8 protein-coding genes and 1 pseudogene are annotated in these 13,160 nt (G+C 63.8%); 4 read left to right on the forward strand and 5 right to left on the reverse strand.

Going from position 1 to position 13,160, the window contains the following annotated elements; genetic code table 11:
* Nucleotides 1–100 precede the first annotated feature (100 nt).
* Together HF916_RS19390 and HF916_RS19395 are read left to right on the forward strand one after the other, a co-directional pair.
* Nucleotides 101–778, forward strand: a complete 678-nt coding sequence (locus tag HF916_RS19390; RefSeq protein WP_168790472.1) for a heavy metal response regulator transcription factor — start codon at nucleotides 101–103, stop codon at nucleotides 776–778.
* Nucleotides 778–2,238, forward strand: a complete 1,461-nt coding sequence (locus tag HF916_RS19395) for a heavy metal sensor histidine kinase (RefSeq protein ID WP_168790473.1) — start codon at nucleotides 778–780, stop codon at nucleotides 2,236–2,238. Before HF916_RS19390 ends, HF916_RS19395 begins: the two co-directional genes overlap by 1 nt.
* A gap of 14 nt (nucleotides 2,239–2,252) precedes the next feature.
* Here HF916_RS19395 and HF916_RS19400 read toward each other — a convergent pair whose 3' ends face one another.
* Genes HF916_RS19400 through HF916_RS19410 form a run of 3 tightly spaced genes read right to left on the reverse strand, consistent with a single transcriptional unit; the run spans nucleotide 2,253 to nucleotide 8,415 of the window.
* Nucleotides 2,253–3,755, reverse strand: a complete 1,503-nt coding sequence (locus tag HF916_RS19400; protein ID WP_206001915.1) for an efflux transporter outer membrane subunit — start codon at nucleotides 3,753–3,755, stop codon at nucleotides 2,253–2,255.
* Nucleotides 3,756–3,782: 27 nt separating this feature from the next.
* Nucleotides 3,783–5,153, reverse strand: a complete 1,371-nt coding sequence (locus HF916_RS19405; RefSeq protein WP_168790474.1) for an efflux RND transporter periplasmic adaptor subunit — start codon at nucleotides 5,151–5,153, stop codon at nucleotides 3,783–3,785.
* A gap of 19 nt (nucleotides 5,154–5,172) precedes the next feature.
* Nucleotides 5,173–8,415 (reverse strand): efflux RND transporter permease subunit, encoded by a 3,243-nt coding sequence (locus tag HF916_RS19410; RefSeq protein WP_168790475.1) that lies wholly within the window; start codon nucleotides 8,413–8,415, stop codon nucleotides 5,173–5,175.
* A 301-nt stretch (nucleotides 8,416–8,716) separates the two neighbouring features.
* Here HF916_RS19410 and HF916_RS19415 point away from each other — a divergent pair, with 301 nt between their 5' ends.
* Nucleotides 8,717–9,004, forward strand: a complete 288-nt coding sequence (locus HF916_RS19415; RefSeq protein ID WP_168790476.1) for a DUF4148 domain-containing protein — start codon at nucleotides 8,717–8,719, stop codon at nucleotides 9,002–9,004.
* A gap of 52 nt (nucleotides 9,005–9,056) precedes the next feature.
* Here the strand turns inward: HF916_RS19415 and HF916_RS19420 are convergent.
* Nucleotides 9,057–9,350, reverse strand: a pseudogene (locus tag HF916_RS19420) (hypothetical protein); the annotation flags it as partial.
* Between the two features lie 151 nt (nucleotides 9,351–9,501).
* Between HF916_RS19420 and HF916_RS19425 the strand changes: the two are divergent.
* Complete coding sequence (locus HF916_RS19425) at nucleotides 9,502–11,592, forward strand: sigma-70 family RNA polymerase sigma factor (protein ID WP_168790477.1); 2,091 nt, start codon at nucleotides 9,502–9,504, stop codon at nucleotides 11,590–11,592.
* Here the strand turns inward: HF916_RS19425 and HF916_RS19430 are convergent.
* Nucleotides 11,546–12,403 carry a DUF6543 domain-containing protein gene (locus HF916_RS19430; RefSeq protein WP_168790478.1) on the reverse strand — a complete coding sequence of 286 codons (858 nt, stop codon included), beginning with the start codon at nucleotides 12,401–12,403 and terminating at the stop codon, nucleotides 11,546–11,548. The two genes, HF916_RS19425 and HF916_RS19430, sit on opposite strands and share 47 nt — an antisense overlap.
* Between the last annotated feature and the right edge of the window lie 757 nt (nucleotides 12,404–13,160).

The following is a 13,160-nucleotide window of genomic DNA, read 5'->3' on the forward strand; positions in this document are numbered from 1 at the left end:
CCGCGCATCCCGAGCGAGCGCATCAACATTACCGGATCGTAATCACCCGCGCGAGTGCTTGACGGTATGATTTCACCGTCAACGCAAAGCGGAGCAATCGATGCGAATCCTGGTAATCGAGGACGAGCTGAAAACAGCGGCCTACCTCAAGAACGGCCTGGAAGAATCCGGCTATGCCGTCGACGTGGCCAACGACGGGCCGCAAGGGCTGATCCTCGCTCTGGAAGAAGAGTACGACGTGATCGTGCTCGACGTGATGCTGCCCGGCATGGACGGCTGGACCATCGTCAAGACCTTGCGCGCCAAGCGCACCACGCCCGTGCTGTTCCTTACCGCGCGCGACGACGTCGACGACCGCGTGCGCGGCCTCGAACTCGGCGCGGACGATTACCTCGTCAAACCCTTTGCCTTCGTCGAATTGCTGGCGCGCGTGCGCACGCTGGCGCGCCGTGGCCCGCCGCGCGAAAGCGAACTGATCAAGGTGGGCGATCTGGAAATGGACGTGAACCGCCGTCGCGTGAAACGTGGCGGCACGCGGATCGACCTCACGCCGCGTGAATTCTCGCTGCTGCAACTGCTCGCGCGCCGTCAGGGTGAAGTGCTGAGCCGCACGCAGATCGCGTCGTATGTGTGGGATATGAATTTCGACAGCGACACCAATGTGGTCGAAGTCGCGATCCGCCGCTTGCGCACCAAGATCGACGACAACTTTCCCGTCAAGCTGATCCACACCGTGCGCGGCGTGGGCTATGTGCTCGAACTGAAGGACACCGCTTGATGCGCGGCCGCTCGCTTGCCGCGGCGCTCGCGCTGGCGTTCGGCGCCACCACGCTGACGGTTTTCGTGCTCGTCGGCAGTTTCCTGTATGTCGCGCTCGAAAAGCAGATCAAGGCGCAGGACAATCTCGACATCGTGCTCGCCGCGCGCCACGCACGGCGGCTCGCCGAGGAACTGGATTCGGCGCAAGGGATTCGCGAGCACAGCGAGCGGCTGACCAGCATCGTGCTCGGCAACGAAGCCATGTCGATGGAAGTGTTCGATCCCGACGGCAAGCGGGCGATCGAACACAACATCGCCGGCGCGCTCGCCGTGCCGGATGCGGCAAGCGGCGCCGCGACCATCGCGGCATTGCCGCCGCTCGCACGCGTTGCCGCGACGGCGCGCATCACCGAGACCGATATCGGCGACTGGACCGGCCGCGACGGCGCGCCGATCCGCGGCATTCTCACGGACGCGCGGCTGCGTGACGGCAACACGGCGAGTGTGCTGGTGGCGCGCAACATGAGCGACCGCTGGCTGCTGCTGGACCGTTACCGCGACAAGCTCAACCTCGCGGGCGTGGCCGGCGTGGTGCTGGCCATGCTGCTCGGCTACCTGCTGATTCGTGCCGCGCTGCGGCCGTTGCGCGATATCGCGGCGAGCGCGAGTCTGGTCACGGTGAATCGCCTCGATACGCGGATCGCGGTGGCGCGCGTGCCGAGCGAACTTGAAGCTTTGGTCGCCGCGCTGAACGCGATGCTCGAACGGGTCGAGCAGGGTTTCCAGCGTCTGTCGCGTTTCACCGCCGACCTCGCGCACGACATGCGCACGCCGCTCAGCAACATGCGCGGCGCCGCCGAAGTCGCGCTGGCGCGGCCGCGTTCCGTCGATGAATACGAAACGCTCCTCGCCTCGAATCTGGAAGAGTGCGACCGGCTCGCGCGCATGATCGAGAACGTGCTGTTTCTGGCGCGCGCCGAACATCCGCAGTTCGTCAAGCAATTGCGCGCGTTCGACGCGGGGCAGGAGTTGACGCATATCGCCGACTACTTCGAAGGCATTGCCGAAGAAGCGAATGTGCGTTTGCGCGTGAGCGGCGCGGCCAGCGTGACGGCGGATCTCGAGTTGTTCCGCCGCGCCGTGAGCAATCTGCTCGCCAACGCCATTCGCTATACGCCGCCGGGCGGCGAGATCGTGCTGGACGCAAGCGCGTCGGCCGACGCGGTGCGCGTGACCGTGGAGAACCAGGGACAGCCGATTCCCCCCGAGCATCTCGAACGGATTTTCGACCGCTTCTATCGGGTCGATCCGTCGCGCAGTTCGCTGCCGTCTTCAGGACTGTCGCAAGGGTCCACGGGTTCGACCGGGCTCGGGCTTGCCATCGTGCGCACGATCATGGAGCTGCACGGCGGCTCGGTGCATGCGGAAAGCGATGCGCGCGGTACGCGGTTCGTGCTGAGGTTCCCGCGCGCCAGTTGAGGGCCTTTAACCGCTTACGCCGACCCCGGCGCGCTCTTGCCTTCATCACTCCACGTCCCACCCAACGCCTTCAACAACAATACGCTCGACTCCAACTGCCGCGCGGCGATCTGATCCGCGATGCGCTGGTTCGTCAGCGCAATCGTCTGCGCGGTCACCACGTCGAGGTAGCTGACCGCGCCCGCGTTGAAGCGGTTCGTCGTGAGCCGCAACGACAGGTCCGCGGCGGTGGTGGCGCGCTGCTGGCTGGCGGCTTCGTCGGCGAGGGAATGCAGGGCGGACAGGTTGTCCTCGACCTGCTGGAATGCCACCAGCACTGACTGTCGATAGTCCGCGACGGCGCCGTCGTATTGCGCGGTGGCGCCGTGCAGGGTGGCTTTGCGCTTGCCGCCGTCGAACAGCGTGCCGGCCAGTTGCGGACCGAGCGACCAGAACAGGCTCGGCGCGCTCAGCCATGGCGCGAAAAAAGTGCTTTCGAGACCCGCGCTCGCGGACAGCAGCAGATCCGGAAAAAACGCCGCATGCGCCACGCCGATCTGCGCATTCGCGGACGCCACGCGCCGTTCGGCTGCGGCGATATCGGGGCGCCGCTCCAGCAGTTGCGAGGGCAAACCAATTGGAATAGCCGGTGGCGTCACGGCCGAGCCGTTCGGCGGAAGCGTGAAGGTCGATGCCGGTTCGCCGATCAGCGTCGCAATCGCGTGCTGCATCTGCGCGCGCGTCACGTCGATGTCGGTGTCTTGCGTCCGCGTCGCTTCGAGTTGCGTCGTGGCCTGCGCGACGGCGGAGGCATCGATCGCGCCGTTCTTCAACTGCTGCTGCAACAGCTTCAACGCGGCGGCGTAGGCGTCCACGCTGTCGTCGAGCAGCTTCTTCTGCGTGTCGAGCGAGCGCAGCGAGAAGTAGTCGGCGGCCAGATCGGCGCTCATCGACAGGCGCACGCCTTCGAGGTCCGCCTCGCTCGCCTGGGCGTCGGCCTGCGCGCCGTTCACGCTGTCGCGGACCCGTCCGAACAGATCCGGCTCCCAACTCGCTGACACGCCCGCCGAGTAGTCCGGCACGGTCTTGCCCGCGAGCGATTTCCCTTCGACGTTCTGCGAGGTCCGGTAACGGTCCTGCGCGACACCGGCGGTGATGGTGGGGAAGAAGCCGGCGCGCTGATAGTCCACCATCGAGCGCGCCTGCTGAACCTGCGCGACCGCCTTGCGCACGGTCTGGTTCGATACATCGATGCGCGCCTCCAGTTGGTTCAGTACGGGATCGTCGAAGATCGTCCACCAGGGACCGCGCGGCGTGGCGTCGGCCGGCGTGGCCTGCGCCCAGCCGGGCGCGGCGCCCGCATGCACGGCGCCCGTATGCACGGCGCCCGTATGCACGGCGCCCGCATAGTGCGCCGGAATGTCGGCGCTCGGGCGTTGATACGGAGGCAAGGTCGAGCACGCGCTGAGCAGCGCGCCGATCAGCGTGGCCGCCAGCGCGCGGCTCGGCAAAGGCCGGGAAAGAGACAGGGAAAACATCGGCAAATCCTTTCTGTGACGAAGCACTCAGCTGTGCATGGCCGGCATGATCTGAACCATCTGCCCGGTGGAGAGCGAATCGCCGGGGTTGTCGATTACGCGGTCGGTGGCGGCGAGTCCCGTGGTGATTTCCACGTGCGTGCCGAAATCGCGGCCGATATGCACGGTCTTGAGCAGCGCCCGGCCGCTGCCGTCGACCACGGCGACCGTCACGCCGTCCGGCCGGAATAGCAGGGCGCTGACGGGCAGATCGAGCGCCGGCGTGGTCGATTGCAATTGCAGATGCACCTGCGTGTAAGCGCCCGGCATCAGCGCGCCGTCCTTGTTGTCGACGTCGACCTCGACGCGCAGCGTGCGGCTCGACGGATCGATCGAACCAGTGCTGCGCGCCACCTTCGCCGCGATGCGGCGGCCCGGATACTGCTGCGCGGTCAGATATACGCCGGTGGCCGGGGTGACGTACGGCGCGTCGTTCTGCGGCACGTCGACGAACACGCGCAGCACGCCGTTCTGCTGGATATGGAACAGCTCGCCCGACATGCCCGCGGCGCCGGGCGTGCCGCCCGCCGTCACCAGCGCGCCGACGTCGACGTTGCGCGCGGTGATTACGCCGTCGAACGGCGCGGTGATCTTCTCGTACGAGACCAATTCGGCGAGATGCGCGACATTGGCTTGCGCCGACGCCAGCATCGCGCGGTGCGCTTCCATGTCGCTGACCTTGGTGTCGGCGTCCTGTTGCGCGACCGATTGGGTCTTGAGCATCTCCTGCCAGCGTTGCGCGGTGGTCTTCGCGTAGTCGAAATTGGCCTGCGCGGTGGCTTCGTCGGCGCGGGCCTGGCGCAGTTGCGCGTCCAGATCGGGGGCTTCGATCGTCGCGAGAATCTGACCGCTTTTCACCTGCGCGCCGATGTCGGTGTTCCAGTGAGCGAGGTAGCCGCTCGTGCGCGCGTAGATGGAGGCTTCGGCGAACGGCGTGACGGCGCCCGGCAGCAGCAGTTCGTTGACGGCCGGCGCGGCGCGCGGCGCGACCACCGACACGCTGAGCATGCTTTGCGCTTGTGTTTGCTGCGTGAGCGCGGCGCTTGCGTGCAGACGCGGCACGATGCCGATGATCAGCAACGCCGCGGCTAGACCGCTCAGCGCGAATGGCCAGAGACGTCGGCGCGGTTTGGCGTGTGTCTCGCGGTGCGAAACGGCGTCAGCGGTCGCTCTGTCTCGCGTGGATTCCGCGGACGGAGCGGCATGCGCGCGGGCGTCGCGGTCTGATTCCCACGCGGGCGAAGCTGCTGGCGCAGGCTCAGCCGCGCGAGCGGCGACAGCCGCGTGAGTTTTTTCAGCGGCGTTGGCAGCCTGTTCGGCCTGCCCACCCAACTTCGGCGGAAGTGATGAATCGTTCATAAAAAAGGTCTCGTCGAAATCAAAGAGTGCGGGCGGTGACGGCGGCTTCCTGCTTTTCGCTGCGTGCCGCGCGGCGTTTGTCGAGCCACGCATGCACCATCCCGTAGACGACCGGGACGAACAGCAAGGTCGACACCGTGCCGAGCGCGAGGCCGCCGATCACGGCGCGGTCGAGCGGCGCGTTCTGTTCGCCGCCGTCGCCGAGGCCGAGCGCCATCGGCAGCATGCCGATCAACATCGCGAGCGCCGTCATCAGCACCGGACGGAAGCGGCTGAAGCCGGCTTCGAGCGCGGCCACGAGCGGCGGCTTGCCGCCGTCGTGCAATTCACGCGCGGTGTTGATGACCAGAATGCTGTTGGCCGTGGCGATGCCGATGCACAGAATGGTGCCGGTGAGTGCCGGCACGCTCAGGCGAGTGCCGGTGCTGAACAGCATCCACGCAATGCCCGCGAGCGAACCCGGCAGGCCGCTGATGGTAATGAACGGGTCGAGCCACGACTGGAAGTTGACCACCATCAACAGATACACGAGACCGATGGCGAACACCAGGCCGCTCGCGAGACCGCTGAACGAATCGTGCATGGCCTGCACCTGGCCGCGTACGACGATGGACGCGCCCGGCGGCAATTGCGGCCGGATCTGCTCGACCAGCCGGTTCACGTCCACCGCCACGCCGCCGAGATCGCGCCCTTGCGCCGACGCGAAGATATCGAGCACCGGCTGCACGTTGTAGTGCGAGACGACGGCTTGCTGCGTGCCGCGCGTCAGCGTGCTCAACGCGCCGAGCAGATTCTGCGGCGCGGGGCCTGCGCCGCTTGCCGAACCAGCCGCCGTCGTCGCGCCGGAACTGCCGCCGTTCTGCGCGACCGGAATATTGGCGAGCGCCTGCAGCGAGTTGACGTCGTACTGCGGCATCATCGCCATCAGCGGATAGCTCACACCGTTGCGCGGATCGAGCCAGAAATTCGGCGAGGTCTGCGAGCTGCCGGAGAGCGCGATCAGCAGATTCTGCGACACGTCGCGTTGCAACAGGCCGGCCTGAATCGCCCGGGTGCGGTCGACGTTCACGTTGATCGCGGGCGCGTCGCCCGGCTGTTGAATGCGCGCGTCGACGAGACCGCGCACGCCGCGCAGTTGCGCGAGCAGGTGGTTCGCCACCACGCGGTTGGCGTCGAGCTTGTTGCCGACGATCTGGATATCGATCGGCGCGGGCAGCCCGAAGTTGAGAATCTGGCTGACGATGTCGGCGGGCAGGAAAGCGAACGTGACGCCGGGGAAATCTTTCGTCAGCGTCGTACGCAGCGTCGCCACGTATTGCGCGGTCGGCTTGTGTTTCGGCGCGAGCGTGACCATCACGTCGGCATCTTCGGGGCCGATCGGGTCCGACGAGTCATAGGTCAGATTGATGCCGCTCACCGGCACGCCGATGTTGTCCAGCATCGCCGAGAGTTCCTGCTTCGGAATCACGTCGCGCACGCGGGCTTCGACCTGATCGGTAATGCTCGCGGTGTCCTCGATGCGCGTGCCGGTCGGCGCGCGCAGATGCAGGCGGATTTCGCCGGTATCCACAGCCGGGAAAAAGTCGCGTCCGGCAAACGGCACCAGCGCGAGCGAGCCGATGCAAAGCACGAGAAAGATCGCGATGAAGCGCTTCGGGCTCGCTATCGCCGCGCCGAGCACGCCGCGATAGCGTTCGCGCAGCGCTTCGAAGCGTTGCTCGAAGCCGGCCTGAAAGCGGATCAGGCGCGCAATCGGACCGTTGCCTTTGACCGGCGCATTGCTGCGAGCGCGCATCAGATACATCGCAAGCGTCGGCACTAGCGTGCGCGAGAAGAAGTACGACGCGATCATCGCGAACACCACCGCTTCGGCGAGCGGCACGAACAGATAGCGCGCCACGCCGGAGAGCAGGAACATCGGCACGAATACGATACAGATCGACAGCGTCGAGACGAAAGTCGGCACGGCGATTTCGCCAGAACCGTTCAGGATCGCGTCGTGCAACGGCTCGCCGTTCTCCAGATGATGCGTGATGTTTTCGATGGCGACGGTGGCGTCGTCGACGAGAATTCCCACGGCGAGCGCGAGGCCGCCGAGCGTCATGATGTTGATGGTCTGGCCGAGCGCGGACAGCGCGATCAGCGAGGTCAGCACGGCGAGCGGAATTGACACCGCGATGATCAGCGTGGCGCGCCAGCTGCCGAGAAACAGCAGGATCATCACGGCGGTGAGGGCGGCGGCGATCAGCGCCTCGCGTGCCACGCCCACCACCGCCGACTTCACGAACACGGATTGGTCGGACAGCGCGGTGATGTGCAGCGCGCTCGGCAGACCGGCCGCGATATGCGGCAGCATCGCCTTGACCTGCTGGATGATGGTCAGCGTCGAGGTGCTGCCGGATTTTTCGACGGTCAGGAGCGCGGCGCGTTTGCCGTCGCTGCGCACGATGTTGGTTTGCGGCGCGTAGCCGTCGCGCACATGGGCGACGTCGCGCACGTACACCACGCCGCCGGCCACGGTCTTGATCGGCAGATCATTGAGCGCGGCTACGGTGTCGGTGCTGCCGTTCATCTGCACGTTGTATTCCTTCGTGCCGATCTTCGCCGTGCCGCCCGGCAAAATCAGGTTCTGCGCGTTGACCGCGTTGACCACGTCGAGCGGGGCGAGTCCCTTGGCCTGCAATGCGCGCGGGTCGATATCGACCATGATCTGCCGCACTTTGCCGCCGAACGGCAGCGGCACCGACGCGCCTTGCACCGTCGCCAGTTGCGTGCGGATCTGGCTGTTGCCGAGGTCGTAGAGTTGCTGTTCGGAGAGCGTGTCACTGGAGAGGCCGAGTTGCAGGATCGGCACCGTCGAGGCGTTATACGTAATGATGTTCGGCGGCAACGTGCCGGGCGGCAGCACGCGCAGGATCGACGCCGAGTTGGACGCCGCCTCGGCAATCGCGCGATTGATGTCCGCGCCCGGATGAAAAAAGATCTTCACCACCGAGACGCCGTTCAGCGATTGCGACTCGATGTGCTCGATATCGTCGACGTCCGAGGTCAGCGCGCGCTCGTAGTTCGAGGTGATGCGATTGGCCATGTCCTGGGCGGAGAAGCCGTTATAGCTCCAGACGATGCTGACCACCGGGATATCGATGTTCGGAAAAATATCGGTCGGCGTGCGCAGTATCGCGAGCGGGCCGACGATAAAGATCAGCACGGCGAGGACCACGAAGGTATAAGGGCGGCGCAGCGCCAGGCTGACAATCCACATGACGGGTTCCTGAAAAAAGGCCGATGGAGGCGCGCGTCGATGCAGTGTTGCGGAGGTTCGTGACGCGGGCTTCGTGAGTCAGGAGTGTGGCGTGGCGGCGCTGACGGGCTGCCGTCGGCTAGATTACCGTTCTGTTATGTGGGCGCTGATGTGAATGTGCTGGAGCGGCGCGCGGCGTTTCGCGAGGCTGGTGTAGATAACAAAACGGTAATCTCGAGGTCAGTGCTCCGACAGGGGAAATGACAAGAATGGGAAGCGTGGTTCAGGCCACTCATTCCTTGCCCCTACTCGGAGAGACATCATGAAATTGCTTACCGCTGTTGCCGTCACCGCACTCAGCCTCGTGTTCGGCGCGAATGCCTTTGCGCAAACGAGTCCATCCGGGCTGACGCGCGCCGATGTGATGGCGCAGTTGCAGCAGGCACAGGCCGAAGGTCTGGTGCCGACACGCAATAACGACTATCCGCCGTCGGCCACCGAAGTGGCGCGAAATCGGGAGATCTATGCGATTCAGCACGGCACGCATGACGCCGCGGCGGCGCGCACCGCGCAGATGCCGGCGGCGCATGGAGAGTCGGCTTCGAATTGAGGCGAGGGCGAGCCGGCCAGTCCACTCGTGATGCGGACCGGCCGCGATCCGTTCAGGGTCGCCGGGAGGTGTCAGCCGCCCAATCCACCGCGGCGTCGAACAGGCTGTTCCCCGCCGGCGAAAGATTGCCGAACGTTTCGTTGGTGAGAACGAACATCACTCTTCGTGCCGGCGCGAGCGACTCATCATCCATCTTTGCGCCTTTCTGGTACGCGAAAATCGCTGCTTTCTCCGGTTGGCCATACAAGGTTGCGACGATCGTCGCGCCGAGCCCCGGTTTGCCTCAACTCATCGCGGCCTGCTTGCCGTAGACATTCGTCACGCCCGCGGGCAAGCCCGCCGCGATCGAACGGATACCTGAAGTTGCGATATTCGTACGAGGCGACCACCTGCGTATCGCGCCCATGTATGAACACCACCTCCGGTTACCCACGCATGCTCAAATGATTCTCACGCAGTCCGAATCGACATTCGTGTCTTGACTGGAGAAACTTGAAATGGCGATCACATCGATAGGCGGTATCCACATCACGGTAATTGACGTTCGCCCTGGCGAAATAGGTGCACCTCACGACGACCCGGGCAGAGGCGACCCGGGCACGCCCGATCCCGTCGGAAGCCCGGAACAAAAGGGCCGAGACGATACCGACATAGATCACGGCGGAAACAATGACGCCGTCAAAAGCAAACCAGGCGAATCTGGCGGATCTGGGGCGGCCTCGACGTGGCCCACTGCGTACGCGCTGGAGCGGCTGCCCAGCCGCTATGGTCCGTCGAAAGACGATCCGAATGTCATGGTCGACTACGAGCATCCGGGCGATAACAGGTTCATCATCCGCAACGACCAGGCGTATCCGGTAAAAACCGAGAACGGCCAGACGTCGATCTACGATCCGCAACACCCCGAACGGCCGGCTTATCCGGTGAGCTACGACGCTGCAACCGGGAGCTGGTCGGTCCACGACGACGCCGGGCAGGCCCCCGCAGGCGGGATGCTCAATGTGCCCAATACCTACGTGAGCAAGCCGGACGGGCAACTGAGACCGGACTCGCAGTCGCGGGGCGTCTACCGTGACGGCAAGGGCCAGGCCTTTATCCGTCAGGAAGGCAAAACATACGCAGTGGCCTACGACAAGGATAACGAAACGTGGAGAGTGCGGTCACCGGAAGGTGGCACGAAGCCGTCGTACCCGGTGCGGCTGAACAGTAACGGGAAGTGGGAGCTCAAGCCGGATGCGGGGTTACCGGGCGGGGGCCGGCCGTCGAAGTATACGGACGATTTGGGCCAGCAACTCTACACGGATTATCAGAACGGCCTCACGCAGCAGGCGCTCGCAACAAAATATGATCTTAACCCCAATACGGTTCGCACATATGTCGCAAAGTATGCGCGCGCCCACGGCTTACCAGTGGGCGCGGGGACGCCGATCAAGTATACGAAGTATACGGAGGAGCTGGGCCTGGCAATACACACGGACTATAACAACGGCCTTTTGTACAGAGACATCGCAAAAAAACACAATATTGGCCTTAACACTGTTGGGCCCTGGATCCGCAAGTACGCGCAAGACCACGGCTTGCCAGTGCGCGTGAGAGAGCGATCCACATACACGGATGCGTTGGGCATACAAACCTACATGGATTATCAAATCAACGGCCTGTCGTACGCGGACCTCGAAAAAAAGTATGGAATTAACAAGGACACAGCCAAATCCTGGGTCACAAGGTATGCGCGAGACAACGGTTTGCCGGCAACGGAAATAACTCGCAGCGACAGTGCGGTGGCACTTGCTAGAGGTCAGTATATCTACACCGACCTGGCGAACGGACGTACGCTGCAAGAAACCGCGAATATGTATACGGACGGAGATGTCACCGTGGCCTATCGTGCAGCGATGCGCCATGCAACCAAAAATGACCGTTCCAAAGATGTGGTCGTGCAAGCCTGGGGGAATGATATGGAGGCCAAACTTTCGGCTGGCGCTGGCCAAGGACCGGCCGCTGTTGCGCCGGCCGGTCCTGCGCTGCAGCCTGAGATTGATCCGATGAGTGAGCAGCAGTACGGGCAGATTCTTGAACTGTACGACCAGGGCGGCCTGACACCCCAGCAGATTGCACAGCAAACTGGGGTGCCCGAGGCGTCGGTCCGGAATGTCGAGCATGGCTACGGCTACTTTTCGCCATCGAAGCAGGCCTATGTCGAGCCGATTTCCGACCTCGAGAGAGAGCAGCCGCCGGCCAAGCGGCAGCGTCCGGATTCGTCCGCACCTTCGTTGGAACCTCAGCCCGGGCCTTCGGGTGTCGACCAAGGGGCCGCTGCACGGGTGGTTCCCGGATGGGGACGCGCGGAGATACGGCAGTATCTGAACGAAGACCCGGAAATCGCACAGAATATGAATCCGGACACCCGTGACGCCATTACCGACTGGCTGGAGGGCAATACGCCCGCGCCGGAAGGGCTGCAGCAGGAGATGATCGACCAGGGATATCTGGACTTGACTCCGGATATGGTGCGCGCGTATTTCGAGCGAGGAAGCAATCTCACGTCGGCGCAACGTAGAATGGTCGAGAACTGGCTCGGCGTCTGACGGCCGCGTCGGGTGGCTCGATGAACATAGTCGACAATGCTGCGCTGGATCGACGGGTGGCTCCGCGCCGGAAGCCGTCACTTGTGTGATTCACACACACATTTCTTTGCGATTTCAGGGGGCGAGAGTCCGTTTTGATAGTCCGTGAAGACGCTCCGGCCCAGTTCCTCCGTATATTTCCCTCCCCCCTCAATGGCAAGCCGTGCTCCTTCGCGTACCTTGCGACATAATCGAAAACCGCCGCCGGCGTAAGACCATATCTTGTTGCGAGTGCGCCGTACGTGAGGCTTCCGTTCTGATATTCCGTGTAGAGTTGCTGGCCCAATTCGTCCGTATACTTCGACGGCCGGCCCCCGCCCGGTAACCCCACATCCGGCTTGAGCTCCCACTTCCCGTTACTGTTCAGCCGCACCGGGTACGACGGCTTCGTGCCGGCTTCCGGTGACCGCACTCTCCACGTTTCGTTATCCTTGTCGTAGGCCACTGCGTATGTTTTGCCTTCCTGACGGATAAAGGCCTGGCCCTTGCCATCACGGTAGACGCCCCGCGACTGCGAGTCCGGGCTCAGTTGCCCGTCCGGCTTGCTCACGTAGGTATTGGGCACATTGAGCATCCCGCCTGCGGGGGCCTGCCCGGCGTCGTCGTGGACCGACCAGCTCCCGGTTGCAGCGTCGTAGCTCACCGGATAAGCCGGCCGTTCGGGGTGTTGCGGATCGTAGATCGACGTCTGGCCGTTCTCGGTTTTTACCGGATACGCCTGGTCGTTGCGGATGATGAACCTGTTATCGCCCGGATGCTCGTAGTCGACCATGACATTCGGATCGTCTTTCGACGGACCATAGCGGCTGGGCAGCCGCTCCAGCGCGTACGCAGTGGGCCACGTCGAGGCCGCCCCAGATCCGCCAGATTCGCCTGGTTTGCTTTTGACGGCGTCATTGTTTCCGCCGTGATCTATGTCGGTATCGTCTCGGCCCTTTTGTTCCGGGCTTCCGACGGGATCGGGCGTGCCCGGGTCGCCTCTGCCCGTCCCGTCCCGTCCCGTCGTGAGGTGCACCTATGTCGCCAGGGCGAATGTGAATTACCGTGATGTTGTGGATACCGCCTATCGATGTGATTGCCATTTCAAGTATCTCCAGTCAAGACACGAATGTCGATTCGGGCTGCGTGAGATTCATTTAAGCATGCGTGGGTAACCGGAGGTGGTGTTCATGCATGCGGAGTTTTTATCAACGTGGCAAGGCGCCGCGCAACTGGTTGCGGCGGTAACGATTCGGCGCGTGGCGGTCGAACTTTCACCTGGTGAGCGAAGCGCTGCGTCTGCGCTCAGTCAGGCCGCTTTACGATGCGCGGCTCGACCTTGTGACGGCAACCCACGAGTTGCAGCCCACCGGCCGCTAAGAAGCTCTGCGCTAGCGCGCACAGCTGTAATCCTTCATCTAATTTCCTCGGACAAGTCGATAGGAGGACACTCAGTCTAAGATCACTTCTGAACGTCGGACCGATCCGACCCGTGTTGGGATTGGCCGAGCTGCCTTGGAATTGACCTGTCGATCGGGCTCTGGCGTTCC

The sequence above is a fragment of the Paraburkholderia aromaticivorans genome, assembly GCF_012689525.1.
GTDB lineage: Bacteria > Pseudomonadota > Gammaproteobacteria > Burkholderiales > Burkholderiaceae > Paraburkholderia > Paraburkholderia aromaticivorans_A.

Bases quoted from the DNA above. Each gene is read 5' to 3' on its own strand.
- HF916_RS19390 (WP_168790472.1), top strand. From the start codon at position 101: ATGCGAATCCTGGTAATCGAGGACGAGCTGAAAACAGCGGCCTACCTC.
- HF916_RS19395 (WP_168790473.1), top strand. From the start codon at position 778: ATGCGCGGCCGCTCGCTTGCCGCGGCGCTCGCGCTGGCGTTCGGCGCC.
- HF916_RS19400 (WP_206001915.1), bottom strand. From the start codon at position 3,755: ATGTTTTCCCTGTCTCTTTCCCGGCCTTTGCCGAGCCGCGCGCTGGCG.
- HF916_RS19405 (WP_168790474.1), bottom strand. From the start codon at position 5,153: ATGAACGATTCATCACTTCCGCCGAAGTTGGGTGGGCAGGCCGAACAG.
- HF916_RS19410 (WP_168790475.1), bottom strand. From the start codon at position 8,415: ATGTGGATTGTCAGCCTGGCGCTGCGCCGCCCTTATACCTTCGTGGTC.
- HF916_RS19415 (WP_168790476.1), top strand. From the start codon at position 8,717: ATGAAATTGCTTACCGCTGTTGCCGTCACCGCACTCAGCCTCGTGTTC.
- HF916_RS19425 (WP_168790477.1), top strand. From the start codon at position 9,502: ATGGCGATCACATCGATAGGCGGTATCCACATCACGGTAATTGACGTT.
- HF916_RS19430 (WP_168790478.1), bottom strand. From the start codon at position 12,403: ATGGTCGACTACGAGCATCCGGGCGATAACAGGTTCATCATCCGCAAC.